Here is a 20,922-nt window from a genome sequence, read left to right as displayed (position 1 = left end):
CGTCCTGAGCCAGGATCAAACTCTCCAAAGAATTTGATATAGCTCTTTAAAAATGACGAAGCTTGCGCTTCATTCAAAAATTGTAAAACTTATTTTTGCCTCATCGTTCAGTTTTCAAAGTTCGTCTGCCGCTCTTGGCGACTTCATTAATTTATCACGTCGTCTATCTCTGCGTCAACAACTTTTTTCACAAATTGTTTTACTGAAATAATCTTTCGCCGTGACAACGTTTATAACTATAATCTCTATTTACCACTTCGTCAATAGAAATATCACAAAAAATAAAAAAAGGTTGAGCCCCTTTAGCGAGGCTCAACTCTTCAGTCTTGCGCTAACGGAACGTAACCCGTCCGTTCTACCAACGTTTGTCCTTCTTCAGACGTCATCCAATCCAAAAACGGCTTGTACGTTTCATAATTTTCTTCTGTCGTGATGGCATAAAATTCAGAAGTGATTGGATACGTCCCGTCAGCGATCGTCTCGACCGTCGGGGCAATCCCGTTCACTTGAAGTAATTTAATGTCATGGTCCTCTACCATCTCGGTCGCGTAATAACGGAAAGAAAAGCCAATCGCATTCTTATGATTGTGGTAGGCTGCCGTCTGCTTGATAATCCCACCCATTCCTTCGGGGACATCTTCTACTGGGGCATCCATCAGTTTCTCTTCCCCCATCACCCGCTGAAGAGCAGTCTGACTCCCGCTCCCTTCTGGACGTTGAAATGCTCGAATCGTATCAGTCTCGCCTCCGACCTCACTCCAATCGTCGAGATCTCCCGCATAAATTTGCTGTATTTCTTCTAATTTGAGAGAGTCAACCGGATTGTCTTCATGTACAAAGAAGACAAACGCTTCGCGCCCGATCGGCGTCATGTTGAACTGCACACCAGCCTTCTCGGCCGCAGCCACTTGTAGATCCGATGGTCCGGCAACAAAGATGATATCTGGCTCCCCGCGAATCAAACGATCATAGGCTTCACCTGTCGTCGTCGATACGACAGGGCTCTCATCCCATTCTTCGATGCCGTATGGATTATATTCGCCTGATGGATAGACCGCCTCGACGAAAGACGCATAAAGTGGATAAAGGGCTGTCGCGCCATCGAGACGCGGCAACTTCGAGTCTAGTTTAAACGAAGATTCGCCGTCCAGCTCCGCTAAATCCGATTTTTCCTTAAAAGGCTGATAGTCCATCAACTCGACGCCCCGTTCTTCAATCCGTAAACCTTCTGTATACACATAATAGCCTTTCACCGAACCAAAGAAGACGACCCCGAGCACCGTTCCAATTAAAGCGATTCGCTTGAGATGACCTTTTTTCAACGGTGAGAAGTCATATAGCGCCATAATGACAATCACTAACGCTACTCCATACCAAATCGTCCATACAATCGGACGTGCCCCGGCAACCGGATCGTCCATCATGAACAATCCTATGAAAACTGATATGACCCAAGCCACAAACACAATAAACACACTGCCTAATATAAACTTCATCATTTTCATCTAAATCAGCTACTCCATTCGCTTCTATAGTAGTCAGGCGATTTCATAAGCGATTGCTTCGACACCGACGCCTTTTGTCGGCCGGGCGACCGACCGGACATATCCTTTTCGAACGAGGAAGCCGACGATGCTCCCCAGGTCGACTTTCAATGCTTGCAAGTTCGGATGCTCCATCAATTCTGAGAACGACCACGGTTCATCCCGTTGTTGCATCGTTTGTAATAGAAGAAGAGTGCCGGGCAACACTTTCGATTGAATCAAATGTTCAATGCCGATGATTACCAAATGAATCCGCTGTTCTAGCGATTCTTGTCCGCTCACCAGTTCTTCGTGTAACTTATATATTTCCAAATCGAGGGTGCGCACTTGCTTCCACAATATGATTTCCGGATGAATTCCGGCCTCCAACACCGACAACCGCGCCAAATGAGTCAAGGCGTGATGGATTTGGGTGAAAGCATCTTGATGCTCCTCTTGTAAAAATAAGCTTCGTCCATCTTCAAAGCGTCGCAACAACTTCGCAAAAGCAAGGGACAGTTGAAGACGTTGCTCATCATTCGAAAAATTACGAAGGCGTTGTCGCAAGTCTAATAAAAACGTATTTCGTTCAAACAAGACCATTCCATCTTCAATCCAATGAATGGCCCGGCGATTCTCGTTCATTAAAATCCAACGATCCATCATCGAGTCACTTACGAGATGAAGAATAATTTTTTCTTGCCCAACCTGATAATGTTTCACTGTCCAGAACGGTTCTTCTTTCGCTTCAATCACAATCAACAGCCGGTCCGATTGATCGGTCAAAGGATCTCTCGGCCGTTTCTTTTTCACTTCAATGATGCCAAGCGTTGTCTTCAAGGCCGCATATTCCGAATAGATCGTGCGCGTCGCATACTCCATAGTCACCTTGATACCTTCTTTCTGTAATGATGAACCACAATCGTCCACCCAATAATCTGATACAAAAATGATTCGCCTTCTTTTAAAATTCTCCTGCCAGCGATTGTATGAACTTCTCACGGTCGTGCAGATGAGCTATAGTAAAGACAGACATGGAGGGATTACGAAATGAAAAAACGGGGGAATAAAATCAACCGCGCTCGAAACCTTGCGTTGTTGCTCGTCTTTGCGGGAATCGGAGTTATGTATCTCGGCCTGTTGGCGAAAAGCATGACATGGCTGATGATTATTTTCATGTTGCTCGGCTTCGTGATGGTGTTATCGAGTTCAGCGCTCTACTTTATTATTGGGATGGCATCCACGAAAGCCATCGTCGTCACTTGCCCGAATTGTGAGAAACCGACAAAGATGCTCGGCCGGGTCGACTTATGTATGCACTGCGACGAACCGCTCACGATCGATCAATCGCTCGAAGGTAAAGAGTTCGATGAAAAATATAATAAGCGTCAAACCCATTCACACGAATAAAAAAACATCCTCTGCCTGAGGATGTTTTTTAATGTTTATGCGCTTGTTCAGCTTGGCAAGCTGGGCACGTCCCGTATACTTCAAGACGGTGACGATCGACTTTGAACCCTGTCAATTGAGACGCGACCGATTCGATCTCGTCGAGGACCGGATAGTTGAAGTCGACGACTTTCCCACATGCATCACAGATGATGTGGTAGTGACGCGACGTCACAAAATCAAAGCGACTCGAAGCGTCCCCATAGTTCATCTCTTGAACGAGTCCGACTTCTTTAAAGACGCGCAAGTTATTGTAGACGGTAGCGACACTCATGTTCGGAAATCTCGCCGAAAGTGCCTTATAAATGTCATCCGCTGTCGGGTGACTGTGCTCCGTGACGAGGTACTCCAAAATGGCCTGGCGCTGAGGCGTCATTCTGACTCCATGTTCTCGGAGCGACTGAACAGCATGGTCAAGCATTTCGCTTCCCACGTCAATCCCTCATTTCTTCTATAAAATTCATGCGAAATGTCAGTTAGAATTAACCTATTTCTTACATAGTAATCTTTATAAATAGTGTACTGATTTCTTGAACGGTCGTCAAACGTTGAGCTTATGCGGTTGACGGCTATGATACAATAAGTGCGAATTTGTAAAAGGAGGCAATACATATGGCAACACCATCTACACGCAACAATTCAGACGTTTTGTATACCGACGCCTTGACGCACATCGTCGGCGGGGTCAATAGCCCTTCCCGCTCATTCAAGGCAGTCGGCGGCGGTGCACCCGTCTATATGGAACGAGGAGACGGCGCTTATTTCTATGACGTCGACGGCAATCGCTATATCGACTATTTGGCGGCGTACGGACCGATTATCACAGGCCACGCCCATCCGCATATCCATAAAGCGTTGATTGAGGCGTCGTCTAAAGGGCTCCTTTACGGGACACCGCACGCGCTTGAAGTCGAGTTCGCGAAAAAACTAAAGGCGGCCATCCCGTCAATGGATAAAGTCCGTTTCACCAACTCAGGGACCGAGGCGGTCATGACGACCGTTCGTGTCGCTCGCGCCTATACCGGTCGTGAGCTCGTCGTCAAATTCAGCGGTTGCTATCATGGCCACTCGGACTTGATGCTCATCGCGGCAGGCAGCGGACCGGCCACGCTCGGCTCACCAGACTCAGCCGGCGTCACACGAGCTACGGCGAAAGAAGTCATCACCGTGCCGTTCAATGACGTCGAAGCGTTTCGCGACATGATGAGCGAATGGGGAAGTCAAATCGCCTGCGTCCTCGTCGAACCGATTGTCGGGAACTTCGGGATCGTCGAGCCGAAACCAGGCTTCCTCCAGGCCGTCAATGACATCACCCATGAACATGGTGCACTCGTCATTTACGACGAAGTCATCACGGCTTTCCGTTTCACGTACGGAAGCGCCCAGCAAGTGTACGGGATTGAACCGGATATGACCGCACTCGGGAAAATCATCGGCGGAGGCTTGCCGATTGGTGCCTATGGCGGTAAAGCTGAAATCATGGAGACGGTCGCTCCGCTCGGCCCAGCCTATCAGGCCGGAACAATGGCCGGCAACCCGGCGTCGATGGCAACGGGTCTCGCTTGTCTCGAGGTTCTCGAGCAACCCGGCGTTTACGAAAAGCTCGACACACTCGGTGCCGAGCTCGAGGCCGGGATTCGTGAAGCCGCAGAAACACATGGTGTGACCATCACATTGAACCGTTTAAAAGGTGCCCTTACGGTTTACTTCACGGACGAGATTGTGACCGATTACGAAGGCGCCGAAAAATCAGACGGTGAAGTGTTCGGACGTTTCTTCAAATTGATGCTCGAGAACGGTGTCAATTTAGCCCCTTCGAAGTACGAGGCTTGGTTCTTGACGACTGAGCATACCGAACAAGATATCGAAGAGACGATTGCCGCGGTAAACCGCGCCTTCGCCCAACTATAAGCAAAAGGAGATGCCGCGGCATCTCCTTTTCGTTTACACCGAAGGCCGAATCCACAGCTGGTCGTAGCGGAGGTGGCCGAACACATCGACTGGAACTTCCCCTAGAAAGCTCGGGAATCGCCGCTCTCGGGCCACGTGATACAGAGGAATAACAAGTGCTGCTTCTGTCAAATAACGCTCGACGTCACGATGGAGCCACGGCCACGCACTCATATCAGTCTGACGGTAACGGTCCATCATCGTCCGGAGCTCCGTTTCATGCGCGATTAACTTGCCGACGAGTGACAATTCACTCGTCAAAAACGCGAGAAACGCCAAATCGAGATCTTCGCTCATCATCTCCCCGCATAAAATCAAATCAGCACGCCGGAGCGTCTCCTCTTGTAGTAACGAGGCAATCGTATACGTCTCGGTCTCAACGGTAAAGCCGGCTACGCGCAACTGTTCCGCGACAAGCATCGCGTCTTCTGTCGCAACGTCGAACGGCAAATGCAATAGACGCAGTGGACGGCGCGAACTTCCCGTTGCTTTTGGTGCCACCACCGGTCGACTCGCCTCCGGGAAAAAACCATGGGCCACTTGATGACGCTCTCCTCCCAAGTCGACGAACGCTTCTTTATGGATTGCCTGTTGAATGGCAAGTCGTGTGTCCATATCATCTTTGAGCCAAGAGTGCTGCAAGTTGAACACGAGATAACGTGCCCCGGCCTCAGCGATCCACTTGACGATGCTCTGATCATCACCGGCGCTCCACTTGGCATAATCCGTTTCTGAGAACGTGACAAATTCGACCACATCTAATGAAGGACGCGGTCGAAGCCCACGCTCGAACGCCCGCAACCGGACGACTTCTTCGGAACGTTTCTCCAATTTGAACGGTCCCGTCCCGACAATCCCTTCTGCCCCTTCATACGTAATGGATGCCGGCGTTTGAGCAAGTAAACGTTCGATGTAGGCCCGGTGCGCTTTCGTATGGATGTCAATGACGTAAGGCGCCGGCGATTCGACCCGTTCGATTGGCGCGAACAACCAAACTTGTTTTCCGCGAGCCAATAATCGATTCAACGAGTAAACGACATCTTTGGCGGCTAACGTCATCCCGTTGTGGAATGTGACGCCTTTTCGGATATAACACCGAAATCCGAATGTCACTTCTTCGATATGATGGGCAAGGGACGTTTGGACCGTCGCCCCATCCCATTCGAAGAGGCGATCGAAGACATGCCGAGACAAGGACGCCTCCATCGCGATATGGATGTCGAGCGGGTCGAGTGATTCAAGCGTCCGGGTACGCGGAAACACGAATCGGTCTTCTTCCGTCTGTTCGAAACCGAATCGACTCCAAATCCGGGCTTGAATCAATTCCCGTAACGCGGGTGGCCACTCCCACTCCAACCATTTGGCCGCGTCCGCCATCGAGGCCGTTGAGAATGAGGTTTCGACCCAGTCGTTCAGCGTCCGAGCAAATCCCGACTGAAAGCGGAGTATCGATTCATGACCCCGCCCTTTCCCGGCCTGATATTCCACCCAGCCTAACGTTTGCCACGCCTTGATATCACGCTTCACTTGTTTCTCACTATAGCCGACTGCTTCAACCGCTTCCCGCAACGTCACTTCCCTTTTGCCCGTCTCTATCGTGTGGCGATAAATCGCCACTAGTTTCGCATTCATGACCTTCCCCCTAAAAGTGGACATGTCCAAATATTTTGTCTCTTTTTACCAAGTGTAGTCCACGTTTAAAGTAGTGACAAGGAGGTGCTCACATGAAATTCAAAGATTTTCCAACCAACGTTCGGCTTCGACTCGTCTGCGGCTTTTTCATCCGCATCGTCGGCTCGGCCATCTTTCCATTCATGGCTTTATACTTTTCAGAAGAACTCGGCAAAATCGCTGCCGGGATCATCATGACGTCATTCGTCATCGTCGGGTATGTCACCGGCTTGTTCGGTGGGTACTTCTCGGATCGATTCAATCGCAAGCACGTCTTACAAATCGGCCAACTCGTTCAAATCCTTTGCTTCATCGGAATGACGGTGGCGATTCACCCATCAAACAATTGGGCACTCGCCGTGGCCATTCTCTACTTCGGTCACGCGGTCGCCAACGGGTTGAACTATCCGGCCTTGGAGGCGATCGTCATCGATTCGATGGAAGAATCGAATCGGAAAGCGATATATGTATATGACTATTGGCTCGTCAACTTGGCTATCGCTGGCGGCGTCATGCTTGGTGGTGCCTTCTATCGTGACTACCGCTTCGGCTTGTTTGTCGGGATGACACTCGTTTTGACGATTACGACGATCCTCTTACAGCGCTATCTCGTCGATTCTCATCAAGGCAATCGGTCGACGCCGGCCAATCCGATTGTCGGCGTGATTCAAAACTACCGGATCGCCCTCAATGACCGACGCTGGATGTTGTTCGTGCTCGGCAGCATGCTCGTCTTCTCCACCGAGTTCCATATGGCGAACTATATCGGTGTTCATTTGGCGGAATCGTTTCAACAGCGCTCGATCGTCGGTGTTCCGTTCGATGGTGTCCGAATGATGGCATTCATGCAACTCGAGAACACATTGCTCGTCGTCGCCATCACGTTCGCCGTCACTGCATTTGTGAAACGGTACCGTGAGAAATACGTGTTCTTCATCGGCTTGTCGTTATACATCACGGCGTACGCTGCCATTACGTCGATGAACTCGTTCCTGATTCTCGCCGTCTTAGCCGTTGTCTTCACAGTCGGCGAATTGCTGTACTCGCCGATCCGCCAAGTGAAACAAGTCGATTTGCTCGACCCGGAGCGTCGCGCCTCGTACCTTGCTTTCGGTGGACTCACGTTCCACGGGGCCAAACTCGTGGCCGCGGCCGGGATTGTCGTCGGGGCATTCATCGGACCCGTGTTCATGAGTGGCTACATCTTCTTGTTCGGAGCGCTCGGTGCCTACCTCTACTACGTCTCGCTATATAAGATGGAATCGGTACGCCAGCTCGCCGCATAACGTTTGAAGTGACACCGGAACGGAAACAGGCAAGAGTGAAGGAGGCGAGTGGTATGCCAGCCATTGTATTATTTGATGGAGACTGTAACTTTTGCGATGCGAGCGTCCAGTTCATCTTGAACCGTGACGCGACGGGGAACTTTCATTTCGCCTCGCTTCAAGGCGAGGCCGGTCAAGCTTTACGTAAACGTCATCGTATCAACGACTCGGTCGACAGCATCGTGTTGATTCGCGATGGTGTCCCGTACATTAAATCCGATGCGGCGGTCCGCATCGCGGAAGGATTGGATGGGAAGTGGCGTTGGCTCCGGTTTGTGAGGTTCGTCCCAAAATCGATTCGTGATTTCGGCTATGATGTGATCGCTAAACATCGTTATCAGTGGTTCGGACAAAAACAGACGTGCAAACTGCCGACGCCGGAAGAACGGAGCCGATTTCTCGACCAACAACCAAAACCGCCGACTCGATGAGTCGACGGTTTTTTTTTTAGTCCATACAGGTCAAGTACGTCCAGTGGCACTCCGGCATCGGATTGCCCATGAAACTGACACCGAGGTCGTCCGCCCGGTGAATCGTCGTCCATGGGGCATCACCGACTTGAAGATACACTTCATGATGTGGCGATTGCGTATGACTTCCGGACAGCTTGAACGTAGCATTGTCCTTTAATTGCGCGACGATCGTATATTTGATGTCCGGCGCGATAACGAGCGGGTTGCCAACGGAATGTTGCAACCGATACGCCGCCCGCCCGCGGTCGATATCGACATCTTCAAGATACACTTGGTCGACAGATGCGATATCTTCACCCGTCAAACGGTGATGTTTCGTATAGCCACGCGTCACATTCGCATCTTTTTTGATGGAGACGATCGGAATATCACTCAGCCCTTCGGCCTTCACTTCCGTCCGCGTGCGATAGTCGGTCGCATGAACGTTATAAGGGCGACCGTCTCCTTCAAAATACGGATTAGGCGACAACAAGTTCGGGTTTTTAATCATCGGCGGGCGGATGAACGTCTGGACGCGAAGCTGAATCTGGTCCACCGTCTCCAAATCAGGTCGAATCGGACTGACGAGAAAATACATGATGTACAATTCCTTGTCCCGTCTCGTGTCCGTCTTCAATTCTTTGGCGAGTGACATCGCTTTGCCGACGGCGTGAATGAGACTCGTCCCCGGTTTCTCATCTCGCTTCACAGAGCGGAGCGCCCGCACTTCATACATTGTCGGCTCATTGAGCGGCGTCTCGTCCAAATAAGCATGGCCGACGACTTCGGCAATGCGTCGTCCTTGCCGGTAAATCGCATACGTTTCGACGTCAGCAATCGGGTCCCATTGGAGATGGGTGCCGTTCGAGGCGACGACTGCCGACGTGAGATGACGATTCCAGTACAAGTCGTCAGATGGGTCGACGGCGGCCGTATACACTTTCGCCACTTCCCCTTGTTCGTCCGTGATGCGATAAGCGACTTGTTCTCCCACACCGGTCTCGTGATCGACATAGTGTTGATCGGTCCCTTCATACACATACTTCCCGTTCCGCGTGAGCCGGACCGTCCCTTCGACTGACCACGTCAGCTCGAGCGCGTCTTTTAGCGGTTTTACCGTAATTAATCCTTCCCCGTTCATCATTGGTTCATCCCCCTTTTGGCATGTCGTTTCTTCATTCCCGTCTCACTGTCACGGAAAACAAAAAGACCTCGAGTTTCCTCGAGGTCCCGTCTCATTCGACGACTGCTAAATCTTGAATCATATACAAATCGTAATAGGCGCCGCGGCGACGCATCAATTCTTCATGCGTGCCCGTCTCCATGATTTGTCCGTTATCGACGACGACAATCTTATCGGCGTCGGTGATGGTCGACAATCGGTGCGCGACGATGAGCGTCGTTCTGCCTTTCGTTAATCGCGCGAGCGAGTCCTGAATCATCGCCTCACTCTCAAGGTCAAGCGCACTCGTCGCTTCGTCGAGAATGATGATCGGCGGATGTTTCAAAAAGACACGGGCGATGGCGAGCCGTTGCTTTTGCCCACCTGACAGTTTGACGCCTTTCTCTCCGACCGGCGTATCGTAGCCGTCCGGCAAGTTCGAGATGAACTCATGGGCGTTCGCTGCTTTCGCGGCGGCGATGACATCTTCGTCACTGGCTTCCGGATTCCCCATCCGGATATTCATCGCGACCGACTCACTGAAGAGGACCGAGTCCTGCATGACCATCCCGATTTGATTGCGTAGCGCCCGCAACTTGAAGTCTCGGACGTCGGTGCCATCGATTTTAATGCTACCTGACGTGACATCATAAAATCGTGGAATCAAGCTGACGAGCGTCGACTTGCCGCCACCAGACATACCGACGAAGGCGACCCGCTCCCCAGAACGGATGTGCAAGCTGACATCGTGGAGAGCCTGGGCTCCGTCTTTCTCATAAGCGAAGCTGACCCGGTCGAGCTCGATATCGCCAGCCGTTTGTACAGGTACGAAGGCGCTATGCTTCTCTTCGATGTCGTACGGCTCATCGAGGAATTCGAAGACACGGTCCATCGAAGCGACCGATTGCGTGAGCGTCGTCGCCGAGTTGACGAGACGACCGAGCGGTGCGTAGAGACGGTCGATATAGGCGATAAACGCGACGAGCGTCCCGAGCGAGACGTCCAATTGTAAGACGAGCCATGAGGCCGTCGTGAAAATCAAAATTGGGGCGATATCGGTGATCGTCGAGACGACGACGTACGTCTTCGCGTTCCATCCGGTATGGCGGAGCGCCGCTTTCAAGAATCCATCGTTCTGCTCTTCGAACGCCTTGTTCTCATACGGTTCGAGGGCGAAACTGCGAATGACGGCCATCCCGTTGACACGTTCGGTCAAATGACCTTGCAAATCCGCGAGCGCAGCCGACCGTTCCCGCGTGAGCCGGCGCAACCGTCCATAAAAGTAGCGGACGGCGATGGCATAGAACGGAAGAGGCAAGACGGCGATGAGCGTCAGTTGCGGATCGATCGTATACATGATGGCGATGGCGATTAAAATCGTGACCATATCGAGCCAGATGTTCATCAGGCCGGTGATGACGAAGTCTTTCGTCTGCTCGACATCGTTGATGATGCGCGAGATGATCTGTCCTGTCTTATTGTTCGAGTAATAGCGGAGCGATAATTTTTGGACGTGGTCGAACAATCGGTTCCGGACGTCGAACAAAATTCGTGTTGCCGCCCATTGCGCCAAATATTGTCGCAAGTATTCAATCGGTGGCTTCAAGACAAGGAAGACAAAGAAGACGATTCCGAACAGCCAGACGAGTTCGGTATAATCCCTCGCCGGGTCCGGGTCGGTCAAATAATTGTCGATCACATATTTGTAAAGGAGCGGCAACCCGAGCGGGATGGAGAATTTCAAAATCCCGACGAAGATGGTCAGCGCGATTTGTTTCTTATACGGTTTAACGAACTTTAAATAACGTTTAATACTACCCATTAGTTCCTCCTTCAAGAAAAAAAGCGGAGATGAGCGATCATCTCCGGTAACGTGCTTCGTATTCGCGATACCATTCATCGACGAATGTTGGGTTGAACGGCCCTTTCCGTCCTCGAATCCAGTTAATAAGTTCTTGAACGTTCTGTTTCAAGATTCGATCAATCGCTTTCGGATAATTCATCTCGCGACGATGCCGCTCATATTCATCCTCATCTAAAATCGTGTACGACATATCCGGGAACACCTTGATGTCCAAATCGTAATCGATGTACTTGATGGCACGTTCTGCCCCATCGAACGTTGTCGGCGAACCTAGATTACAGTAGTAGTAAATCCCATCTTCGCGAATCATGCAGATGACATTGAACCAAAACTCAGATGAAAAGTAGCAAATTGCCGGCTCACGTGTTCTCCATTGCCGGCCGTCTGACTCACTGACCATGATGCGGTCATTGAATCCGATCATATCCGTTTTTGACGACTGAAGGACGAGCGTTTCTTCCCAAACGCGATGCAAAGTTCCGTTGTGCTTGTAGCTCTGTATCTCGATCTTGCTACCTGCTTTGGGAAATAAGCTCATAAGCTCCTCCTTTCCGCTATGATGCTATACAATTCTCATATTTAATTATAGCGACTTTCAGAACCAATGAAAAAGGAAATCTCTTATTTACAGGAATTTAGTGTTTTTCGGAACGCCTCGGCTCGCGCTTTGAACATCGGTCGAAGCACGAAGTATTCGACGAGAACGGCCGGTACGTAGCTATCGAATGTGACCTCATCAACCATGATAGCCTGTCCGCCAACTTGTTCGACCCGATGCACGTGGCTGAAGCGACGGAACGGGAACGGCAACTTCACGCCTTGGTCACAAAAAGCGTGATTCCCCGTCAACGTGATGGCACTGTTCCACGGTAATGAAATCGGGCCGACCTCGATGCGGAGCTGAACGACATTCCCCTCGACCGACGCCCCATCCCCAAGGAGCGTCACTTTCGGGAACGATGTCAGCTCGGATAACAGTGAAGCATCTTGAAGCAACGTCCAGAGTGTGTCGACGGACGTGTCATATGGAGTTCGTACGTCAAACTGTCTCATTTCGCACCTGCCATCTGCTCTAATTTTTGTTGGGCGACCGATACCGTCACCACGTCACGTGCCTCTTCGTCGAGCCAAGTCCATTCCCCTGCCGGTAACGTCTCGACTTTATATAAGTCGATGTACCAGACGATGTGGGAAAACACATGTTTCACTTGTCCAACATAGGTTCCGTTTAACTGTTCCCCCGTTCCCCGGTCTGTAAGCGGATATTGCCACATTCCAGCGAGAAGACCTGTTTCCGGTCGCTTCATATAGGCCGTGCGGCCCTCTTGTCGACAATAAAGCGCATCATACATTTCAATCCGAGACGCCCCTTTTTTCGTCTTGACCGGGAGTTCATCTTGAACGTTATGGGTATAAGCATAACAATCGTCTTGAACGGGGCAAAGCGAACACATCGGTTTTTTCGGCGTACATACCGTCGCCCCGAGTTCCATGATGCCTTCGTTAAAGTCCGAGGCATGCGCCGGGTCCATCAGTCGACGCACGACTTGCTCAAACAACTTCCGCGTTTTTGGGATGGCGATGTCGTCATAAATCCCGAATTGACGGGACATGACGCGCATGACGTTGCCATCGACGGCTGGTTCCGGCTGATTGTAGGCGATCGAGAGCACGGCCCCGGTCGTATACGGTCCGACGCCTTTCAGTTTTTCGAACCGCTCTTTTTCTTCGGGGACGATGCCGTCGTACACAGCAACGACTTCCCGGACGGCTTGATGAAGGTTTCGGACCCGTGAGTAATAACCGAGTCCTTCCCAATATTTGACGACCTCATCGGGTTCGGCCGCTGCCAATGCCTCAATCGTCGGGAAGCGCTCCATGAAACGGTTATAGTATGGGATGACGGTATCGACGCGCGTCTGTTGGAGCATGACCTCACTCACCCAGACACGATATGGATTCTTTTTATGACGCCACGGCAAATCACGCTTTTCACGATTGAACCACGTCACTAAATTTGTGTTAAATTCTTGAATATTATAATTTGTGAACAATTTATCAACATCGAGCATTTCGTTTCCCCTCGTTTTAAAAATATTGTATGATGAAATGGATCAAATAACGCCGTTTTTTCTACTTATGGAGGTGCTGAAGCACATTGGATACTGCTACTCATATTGGGATGGGACTTGGTTTAAGTGCAATCGCGACCCTCAGCCCAGAGGTGTCAGGCGACGCACAAATGTTTCTAGCCATGACAGCGACGGCTCTCGTCGGCTCGCACGCTCCGGACTTTGACACGGTCTTCAAACTAAAAGGAAATAGCACGTATTTACGCCAGCACCGCGGTCGTTCACATGGGATCACCGCACTCCTCGCCTGGCCGATCATCGTCAGCGCCGTCATCGGACTCGCGCTTGGCGTCAACCCTGCCTCATTATGGGTCATGGCACAAATCGCCGTGTTGCTGCACGTCACGGTCGACTTGTTCAACGCCTACGGGACGCAAGCCCTCCAACCATTTTCGAAGAAATGGATTGGCTGGGGCGTCATCGGGACGTTCGATCCGTATTTGTTCTCTGCCTATTACGGCGCATATGTATTATGGCTTATCACAGGGGCGACTGTCCCGATTTTTGCACTGCTCATTGCGCTCGTCATCAGCTATTACGCCATCCAGTTCAAATTGCGTAATCGCGCCCTCGCCACGGTCGCCCGTCACTTCGCCGGCGCCCACGAACTGTTCATCTCGCCCGGTATCGGCTGGGATGACTGGCACGTCGCCGTTCGATTCCGCAACGGTTTAGGAGCAGTCAAAGTGAAAAAAGGGACAGTCATCGAATGTGGTCGTTTCCGTGACAAGCCGATGCCTGGGGAAGACGACCTTCACTTCGTGGAGGCCCGTAAAAATGCGGATCTTCAATCGTTCCTTGAGTTTTCGAAGATTCACACGTATACGGTCACACGCCACAATGGCATGATTGAATATCGCTTCACGAACTTGCGCTACTTTTCGAAAGACATTTATCCGTTCGTCGCCGTCGTCATCGTCGACGAAGAATCGAATGAAGTGTTGTCTTCATTCACTGGCTGGGTGTTCAGCGAAGAGAGCTTACAAAAGAAATTGGCCTACGAACAGTAAAAAGTCGCTCGCGAGAGCGACTTTTTTTATGCCTCCGACTCCGTGAACTGGAGCTCAAAGTCAAACTTCACTTTTTTATCGACGAGGACGCCGCCCGCTTCGAGCGCCTGGTTCCACGTCAATCCATAATCTTCCCGGTTGATCGACCCGTCACCGGTGAAGGCGTGCTTCATGTTACCCCATGGATCTTTTGCACTTCCCTCATATTCGACTTCGAACGTCTCTTCCCGGGTCGTCCCGCGAATTGTCAAATTCCCGGTCAGTTCGAATTCACCGCCGCCTTTTGAGCGGAACGATGTCGACTCGAACACGATGTCCTCGTGTTGCTCCACATCGAAGAAGTCGCCAGACCGTAAATGGTTGTCGCGATCGCTGTTATTCGTATCGATCGATGCCGCCTTGATGGTCACGTTCACGCGGGCGTTCGCGAGATCGTCCGGTTGTCCGTTCGCTTCGACGTGAAAATCTTTGAACTCCCCTTTTACTTTCGAGATCATCATATGCTTGACCGTAAATGTAATCGAACTGTGTGCCGGGTCGACTTGATATGTTTTTGCCATTATTACGTCCACTCCTTCGATTTAAAATTGATGCTAATTGATGTTTACCACAAATCTTGACTTCAAAACATATCTTAATAAATGTGACAAATTATTGTCTAAAAATTTTGACTTTTATCATACCGACCCGTTACGATGAAAAAAGGAAGCTGTGGACTTACAATAAAATGTAAGCGCATACATAGAATCCCTATACTTTTCGGAAAAGGGAGGAACTACCATGATTTATGAAGTCCCAAACTCGACAGGCACGAAAGTTCACTGTGAACTACTCACCACTTGCTTGCTTCGCAGCCTGAAGTGGGAGTTTCTTGGGAAGACCGTACTTTTACTAGCTACGATTATTGACCAAGCTCGTCGGGCAGTCCCTGCCCTGAAGACATGATATCCTCGGCGAGGCGCAACAGTTTGAGGCTCGCGTTGACGTCGCGGTCGTGGTGCGCGCCGCATGCGCCGCATGTCCACTCCCGGATATGCAGGCCCTTCCTGCCGCCGTTCTCGCCGCAGGCCGAACAGACCTGGGTCGAGGCGAACCACGGGTCGGCCTTGATCAGCGTCCGCCCATAGAACTTACATTTATATTCGAGTTGGCGGACGAACTCGCCCCACCCGGCGTCCCCGATCGCTTTCGCCAGGCGGCGGTCCTGCATCATCTCCCTCGGTCTCAGCGTCTCGACCACGACGACTTGGTTCTCGTCGACGATGCGTCGCGACAGCTTGTGGAGGAAGTCGTGCCGGCGGTTCCTGACCTGCTCATGCTTCTTCGCGAGGAGGAGCCGGGCCTTCTCGCGGTTCCTGCTGCCGGGCTTCTTGCGGGAGAGCGCGCGTTGCGCCCATTTGAGCCGTGCCTCGGCCTTTCGCAGGTTGCGCGGGTTCGCGATCTTCTCCATGACGAGATCGTCGTTCGTCATGGTGGCGAAGTGCACGAGTCCGAGGTCGATCCCGACCGTGTGCTCTGCCGGGACCCACGGCTCGTCGTCCTGCTCGACGAGGAGCGACACGAAGAATTTGCCCGTTCTCGTCATCGACACGGTCGCCGAGCGGATCTCGCCGTCGAAGCCGCGGTGCTGTGTGAACCGGATGAACCCGACCTTCGGGAGCCGGACTTTTCCCGCCTCGATGCGGATCGTGCCGTGCTGGTTGTTCGTCGTGTAGGACGCGCGCGATTTCCGTCTCGACTTGAACACCGGGAAGCCGGCCGTCCCGGCGAAGAACTTCGCGAACGCCGCGTCGAGGTGCAGCTTCGCGTTCGCGAGCGCGAGGCTGTCCGCCTCGCACAGGAACGGGAACAGCGGCTTGTAGGAGGCCGGTGTCGGCGGCTTCCGTTTCGGCCCGCCGCTCGCCTTCGCCTCCTCGTGGATGGTGATGCGGTCCTCGAGCAATTTGTTGTAGACGAAGCGGGCGCAGCCGATCGTCTTGACCAGGAACTCGGCCTGTGCCGGCGTGGGGTGGAGCCGATATTTGTAGCCTTTCAGCACGTCTTTCCCTCCTTCTCCATATGGTCGGATGACTCTCGTCCCATTCCGATACCCGCGGAGGGGGCGAGGAAATCTGACGGAATCACGAACTTTTGTTCGTTGTATTTGTCACAGGGACATTCAAAGGGTTCGCAAGCAGACGATTCATCTCCCACCTACGCCGGGCTTCGCCCGAGACGTTTAGAGGTGGGGGAATTCTCGCCAAGTTTAGTTAAACAAAACGAGCTCCATATGCGGGCGGTCGAACAACTGCTCGGTCTCGACCGCAGTTGTTTGCAATCGTGGATCGTCTTCAGTGACCGTTCCACATTGAAACGAGTGGAGTCGTCGAACGTTCCGGTGTTGAATCGAAAAGCATGGGCCAAACAAATGACGGACTCCGTTGAGTCTCGATTGTCGGCGGCCGAACGAATCAACTTATACGAACAACTTCGTCCCTATATGCACGTTAGCGATGAAGTCAAGGCAGCACACATCGATGCCATTCAACAGACAAAATCCCCCATCGGCTAATATTCCCGCCTCAGGCGACACAAAAAGTCCCGCTCACCGTGAGCGGGACTCCTTTCATTTACTCTGCATTTTGAAGCGCAAGTATAGTTCATTGTAGTAGGCGTTCATTCGCTTGCCTAAGTTTTGATACACTTCGAGCTCATCCGTCACGTCTTTCGACGGATAAAAACGTTCGTCTGACGTCACTTCTTCATCCAAGAATTCAAGTGCCGCTTCGTTCGGCGTCGAATAGCCGACGTAATCGGTGTTTCGGGCCGCGATTTCCGCGTCGAGCATGAAGTCGATGAACTGGTGCGCGCCTTCGACGTTTTTTGATGTGTTCGGGATGACGAGGTTGTCGAACCAGAGATTCGTTCCTTCTTCTGGGATGACATACGTCAACTCTTCGTTCTCATACATGATCTCGGAGGCGTCACCTGACCAGACAACGGCCGCGGCCGCTTCGCGATTGGCCATGAGCATCTTGATTTCATCGCCGACGATTGCTTTAATGTTCGGCCAAAGTGTCTCGAGCTTCTTCTCCGCCTCGAGCAACTCGTCTTTGTCGGTCGTGTTGAGCGAGTAACCGAGCGAGTTGAGACCGAAGCCCATCACTTCACGCGTCCCGTCTGCGAGCAAGATGTCATTCTCGAGCGGCATGTCCCATAGGTCATTCCACGACGTGATTTCGCCGTCTACGAGCTCAGGGTTGTACACGATGCCGACCGTCCCCCAGAAGTAAGGGACCGAGTACGTGTTGCCCGGGTCGAACGACTTGTCGAGAAAACGTGGGTCGATGTTATCAAAGTTGTCGAGTTTGTCATAGTCGATCGGCAGGAGCAGGTCTTCTTCAATCATTTTACTGATGGCATAGTCTGATGGTACGGCGATGTCGAACGCCGTACCGCCTTGCTCGATTTTCGTGAGCATCGCCTCGTTCGAGTCGAATGTCTGATAAATGACCTTCAAGCCCGTCTCTTCCTCGAACTCTCCAATCAAATCTTCATCGATATAATCGCCCCAGTTGTAGACGACGAGCGTGTTATCGCCGCCAAACCCTTGCGCCATATTGATTTGATACACCCAGAGCAAGAGGCCGAAACTGACGAGGACCGGCACCGTCAACATGATGACCAATTTTTTCATCGTCTTACCTCCTTCGCTTTCGCACCGCGTTGGGCGAGCACGTAATACCCAAGGACGAGGATGAGTGTGAACAAGAACAAGATGGCTGACAAGGCGTTAATCTCGAGCGAGATGCCTTGACGGGCCCGTGAGTAAACTTCGACGGCGAGTGTCGTAAAGCCGTTGCCGGTCACGAAGAACGTGACGGCAAAGTCATCGAGCGAATACGTGAGTGCCGTGAAGAACCCGGCAAAGATACCCGGTGTGATATATGGCAAAATGACTTTCGTCAATACGTCCCACGTACTTGCCCCAAGGTCACGCGACGCATCGATGAGCGTCGGGCTCATCTCTTGCAGCTTCGGCAAGACCAAGATGACGACAATCGGCACCGAGAAGGCGATATGCGCCAATAGCACCGAGTAGAAACCGAGCTGAATCCCGAGCATCGTGAACAAGATGAGGAACGACGCCCCGATGATGACGTCCGGGCTGACAATCAACACGTTGTTGAGTGATAAGAGTGACGTCTTCGTGAAGCGTTGTCGCGCCGTATAGATAGCGAGCGCCCCGATGACGCCGAGCACGGTCGAGATCGTCGCCGACAGCAAGGCGATGACGATCGTGTTCAAGACGATGACGAGCAGGCGCGTATCGGTAAAGAGTGACTTGTACCAGTCGAGCGTGAAGCCTTCAAAATTGCTCATCGTCCCGCCACTGTTGAACGAGTAGACGATCAAATAGAGAATCGGTGCGTAGAGGATGAAGAACACGACCAGTAAATACAGGTTAGCTAATTTAAATTTTTTCGGTTTCATCGACGCACCGCTCCTTTCGCGCCCCAGTCACGCGTGATGACCATGACGAGGACCATCGCCAAAATCAAGAACACGGCAATCGTCGAGCCCATGCCCCAGTTTTGCGTGACGAGGAATTGTTGTTCAATCGCCGTCCCGAGCGTGATGACACGGTTACCGGCAATCAGTCGAGTGATCATGAAGAGCGACAACGCCGGGATGAAGACGATTTGAATCCCTGACTTCACACCGTCGAGCGTGAGCGGGAAGATGACCCGGCGGAACGTCGTCCAGTTCGAGGCCCCGAGATCACGCGACGCATAGACGAGCGACGGTGGGAGCTTCTCGATGGCGTTATAAATCGGTAAAATCATGAACGGGATGAAAATGTATACTGACACGAACACGAAACTGAAGTCCGTGAATAAGATCTGTTGCGTCCCGATACCGATCGCCTCTAAAAACTGGTTCGTGATGCCGTACGTCCCGAAGATACCGAGAAACGCATAGGCTTTGAGCAATAAGTTGATCCATGATGGCAAGATGATGAGCAAAAGCCAAAGTTGCTTATGCTTCGTCTTCGTCAATAAATAGGCGGTCGGATACCCAATCAAGAGTGAGAAGAACGTGATCAAGAACGCATACCAGAAGGACGACAACGTCATCGTCAAATACGTCGACGTGAAGAACATCTGATAGTTCTCTAAACTCAAGTTCCCTTCGATATCAAAAAACGAGTAGTAGACGACGAGCAGGAGCGGCGCGATGACGAACAGCGCGATCCATAACCAGTAGGTCGTCAAATAGACCGTCTTCGCGGTTTGACTAGTTTGATTCATGAGCGACCTCCTCATAGGACTCGAGACGACGGTCGAACTCTTCCTCCGTCTCTCCTAAGCGCATGACGTGAATCGCCTCGTCATCGAACGTGAGGCCGATTTTCGAACCGACGACCGATTTTTTCGTCGAATGGACGAGCCATTCGTTGCCTTCTTGGTCATAGCAGCAAATCTCATAGTGGACGCCTCGGAACAGTTGCGAGTCGACGTCGACGACGAGTTTCGCCGATTCGACCGATGTCATCTCTAAATCTTCCGGACGGATGATGACTTCGACTTTCTCGTTGCGGTCAAACCCTTGGTCGACACAATCGAACGTCTTCCCGGCGAACGTGACAATGTTATCTTCTGGCATAACGCCCGGGACGATATTCGATTCACCGATGAAATCGGCGACGAAACGGTTGATCGGCTCATCGTAAATATCGGTCGGGGTCCCGCTTTGGACGATTTTCCCGTTATTCATGACGAAAATCTCATCCGACATCGCGAGCGCTTCCTCTTGGTCGTGCGTGACAAAGATAAACGTGATGCCGAGACGCTGTTGCAATTCACGAAGCTCATATTGCATCTCGGTCCGGAGTTTCAAATCGAGCGCTGAGAGCGGTTCATCGAGCAAGATGACTTCCGGTTCGTTGACGATGGCACGGGCGATGGCGACACGTTGGCGTTGTCCGCCTGACATCTCATCGATTTCACGTGACTCGTAACCTTCCAGGTTGACGAATTTGAGCGCTTGCTCGACTTTCGTCTTCACGTCCGCTTCTTTCATCTTTTTGATGCGCAGACCGAACGCGACGTTCTCGAACACGTTCAAGTGCGGGAAGAGCGCATAGTCTTGGAACACGGTGTTCACTTGACGTTTGTTCGCTGGGACGTCGTTGATGCGCTTCCCGTTGAACTCGATATCGCCTGCTGACGCGTCCGTGAAACCGGCGATCAAACGTAAAATCGTCGTCTTCCCGCATCCAGATGGCCCGAGCAACGTGTAGAACTTGCCTTTCTCAATCTCGAAGCTGATGTTTTCTAAGACGACAGTGTCATCGTAATGCTTCGACACATTGTCAAAGCGAATAATCGTTTCTGGGTTCAT

General features: G+C 51.6%; 21 protein-coding genes. 6 read left to right on the top strand and 15 right to left on the bottom strand.

The window, feature by feature from the left end:
* Nucleotides 1-320 precede the first annotated feature (320 nt).
* A complete protein-coding gene (locus tag KNP06_RS11835; protein ID WP_251129740.1) occupies nucleotides 321-1,421 on the bottom strand; it encodes a PstS family phosphate ABC transporter substrate-binding protein in 1,101 nt (366 codons plus the stop codon).
* Nucleotides 1,422-1,538: 117 nt separating this feature from the next.
* The gene (locus KNP06_RS11830; protein WP_214712442.1) at nucleotides 1,539-2,405 is read right to left on the bottom strand and encodes a nucleotidyltransferase-like protein; all 867 of its coding nucleotides are present in this window, start codon (nucleotides 2,403-2,405) and stop codon (nucleotides 1,539-1,541) included.
* Between the two features lie 168 nt (nucleotides 2,406-2,573).
* Between KNP06_RS11830 and KNP06_RS11825 the strand changes: the two genes are divergently transcribed.
* Complete coding sequence (locus KNP06_RS11825) at nucleotides 2,574-2,933, top strand: YgzB family protein (protein ID WP_214712340.1); 360 nt, start codon at nucleotides 2,574-2,576, stop codon at nucleotides 2,931-2,933.
* A gap of 28 nt (nucleotides 2,934-2,961) precedes the next feature.
* On the opposite strand, the gene perR is transcribed toward KNP06_RS11825, so the two are convergent.
* Nucleotides 2,962-3,393 (bottom strand): peroxide-responsive transcriptional repressor PerR, encoded by a 432-nt coding sequence (gene perR / locus KNP06_RS11820; protein ID WP_029596002.1) that lies wholly within the window; start codon nucleotides 3,391-3,393, stop codon nucleotides 2,962-2,964.
* Between the two features lie 191 nt (nucleotides 3,394-3,584).
* Between perR and KNP06_RS11815 the strand changes: the two genes are divergently transcribed.
* On the top strand, nucleotides 3,585-4,883 hold the full coding sequence (locus KNP06_RS11815; protein WP_214712341.1) for a glutamate-1-semialdehyde 2,1-aminomutase: 1,299 nt from the start codon (nucleotides 3,585-3,587) through the stop codon (nucleotides 4,881-4,883).
* A gap of 33 nt (nucleotides 4,884-4,916) precedes the next feature.
* On the opposite strand, the gene KNP06_RS11810 is transcribed toward KNP06_RS11815, so the two are convergent.
* Nucleotides 4,917-6,554, bottom strand: a complete 1,638-nt coding sequence (locus KNP06_RS11810; protein ID WP_214712343.1) for an ABC transporter substrate-binding protein — start codon at nucleotides 6,552-6,554, stop codon at nucleotides 4,917-4,919.
* 92 nt (nucleotides 6,555-6,646) lie between these two features.
* Between KNP06_RS11810 and KNP06_RS11805 the strand changes: the two genes are divergently transcribed.
* Complete coding sequence (locus tag KNP06_RS11805; protein ID WP_214712344.1) at nucleotides 6,647-7,879, top strand: MFS transporter; 1,233 nt, start codon at nucleotides 6,647-6,649, stop codon at nucleotides 7,877-7,879.
* Nucleotides 7,880-7,932: 53 nt separating this feature from the next.
* Nucleotides 7,933-8,349: a thiol-disulfide oxidoreductase DCC family protein gene (locus KNP06_RS11800; RefSeq protein WP_214710252.1), complete on the top strand. Its 417-nt coding sequence runs from the start codon at nucleotides 7,933-7,935 to the stop codon at nucleotides 8,347-8,349.
* Between the two features lie 16 nt (nucleotides 8,350-8,365).
* Here KNP06_RS11800 and KNP06_RS11795 read toward each other — a convergent pair whose 3' ends face one another.
* From KNP06_RS11795 to mutY, 5 genes are all read right to left on the bottom strand, one after another.
* On the bottom strand, nucleotides 8,366-9,514 hold the full coding sequence (locus KNP06_RS11795; protein ID WP_214712345.1) for a DUF3238 domain-containing protein: 1,149 nt from the start codon (nucleotides 9,512-9,514) through the stop codon (nucleotides 8,366-8,368).
* 91 nt (nucleotides 9,515-9,605) lie between these two features.
* On the bottom strand, nucleotides 9,606-11,354 hold the full coding sequence (locus KNP06_RS11790; RefSeq protein ID WP_114167432.1) for an ABC transporter ATP-binding protein: 1,749 nt from the start codon (nucleotides 11,352-11,354) through the stop codon (nucleotides 9,606-9,608).
* Nucleotides 11,355-11,391: 37 nt separating this feature from the next.
* The gene (gene ntdP, locus KNP06_RS11785) at nucleotides 11,392-11,934 is read right to left on the bottom strand and encodes a nucleoside tri-diphosphate phosphatase (RefSeq protein ID WP_021067741.1); all 543 of its coding nucleotides are present in this window, start codon (nucleotides 11,932-11,934) and stop codon (nucleotides 11,392-11,394) included.
* An 83-nt stretch (nucleotides 11,935-12,017) separates the two neighbouring features.
* Entirely contained in the window at nucleotides 12,018-12,449 is a 432-nt protein-coding gene (locus KNP06_RS11780) for an SRPBCC family protein (protein WP_214789219.1), read from the bottom strand.
* Nucleotides 12,446-13,468, bottom strand: a complete 1,023-nt coding sequence (gene mutY / locus KNP06_RS11775) for an A/G-specific adenine glycosylase (RefSeq protein WP_214789216.1) — start codon at nucleotides 13,466-13,468, stop codon at nucleotides 12,446-12,448. Before mutY ends, KNP06_RS11780 begins: the two co-directional genes overlap by 4 nt.
* A gap of 86 nt (nucleotides 13,469-13,554) precedes the next feature.
* Between mutY and KNP06_RS11770 the strand changes: the two genes are divergently transcribed.
* Complete coding sequence (locus KNP06_RS11770) at nucleotides 13,555-14,538, top strand: metal-dependent hydrolase (protein ID WP_214789213.1); 984 nt, start codon at nucleotides 13,555-13,557, stop codon at nucleotides 14,536-14,538.
* 26 nt (nucleotides 14,539-14,564) lie between these two features.
* On the opposite strand, the gene KNP06_RS11765 is transcribed toward KNP06_RS11770, so the two are convergent.
* Nucleotides 14,565-15,098, bottom strand: a complete 534-nt coding sequence (locus KNP06_RS11765; RefSeq protein WP_034780985.1) for a YceI family protein — start codon at nucleotides 15,096-15,098, stop codon at nucleotides 14,565-14,567.
* Nucleotides 15,099-15,439: 341 nt separating this feature from the next.
* Nucleotides 15,440-16,576, bottom strand: a complete 1,137-nt coding sequence (locus tag KNP06_RS11760; RefSeq protein WP_214789210.1) for an RNA-guided endonuclease TnpB family protein — start codon at nucleotides 16,574-16,576, stop codon at nucleotides 15,440-15,442.
* A gap of 186 nt (nucleotides 16,577-16,762) precedes the next feature.
* Between KNP06_RS11760 and KNP06_RS11755 the strand changes: the two genes are divergently transcribed.
* A complete protein-coding gene (locus tag KNP06_RS11755; RefSeq protein WP_214789208.1) occupies nucleotides 16,763-17,089 on the top strand; it encodes a hypothetical protein in 327 nt (108 codons plus the stop codon).
* A gap of 54 nt (nucleotides 17,090-17,143) precedes the next feature.
* On the opposite strand, the gene KNP06_RS11750 is transcribed toward KNP06_RS11755, so the two are convergent.
* From KNP06_RS11750 to KNP06_RS11735, 4 genes are read right to left on the bottom strand one after another with little or no spacing between them, the layout of a single operon-like run.
* A complete protein-coding gene (locus KNP06_RS11750) occupies nucleotides 17,144-18,214 on the bottom strand; it encodes an ABC transporter substrate-binding protein (RefSeq protein WP_214789204.1) in 1,071 nt (356 codons plus the stop codon).
* Entirely contained in the window at nucleotides 18,211-19,011 is an 801-nt protein-coding gene (locus tag KNP06_RS11745) for an ABC transporter permease (protein WP_214789202.1), read from the bottom strand. The genes KNP06_RS11750 and KNP06_RS11745 overlap by 4 nt, the downstream gene beginning before the upstream one ends.
* The gene (locus KNP06_RS11740; RefSeq protein WP_034780994.1) at nucleotides 19,008-19,829 is read right to left on the bottom strand and encodes an ABC transporter permease; all 822 of its coding nucleotides are present in this window, start codon (nucleotides 19,827-19,829) and stop codon (nucleotides 19,008-19,010) included. Before KNP06_RS11740 ends, KNP06_RS11745 begins: the two co-directional genes overlap by 4 nt.
* Nucleotides 19,816-20,922, bottom strand: coding sequence for an ABC transporter ATP-binding protein (locus KNP06_RS11735; RefSeq protein WP_214789199.1), 1,107 nt, complete (start codon nucleotides 20,920-20,922; stop codon nucleotides 19,816-19,818). The genes KNP06_RS11740 and KNP06_RS11735 overlap by 14 nt, the downstream gene beginning before the upstream one ends.

It is taken from the genome of Exiguobacterium sp. s21, assembly GCF_018617975.1.
In the GTDB taxonomy this organism is placed as follows: Bacteria; Bacillota; Bacilli; order Exiguobacteriales; family Exiguobacteriaceae; genus Exiguobacterium; species Exiguobacterium mexicanum_A.
The sequence above is the reverse complement of the archived record's forward strand: the minus strand, read 5'-3'. Positions and strand labels throughout refer to the sequence as shown.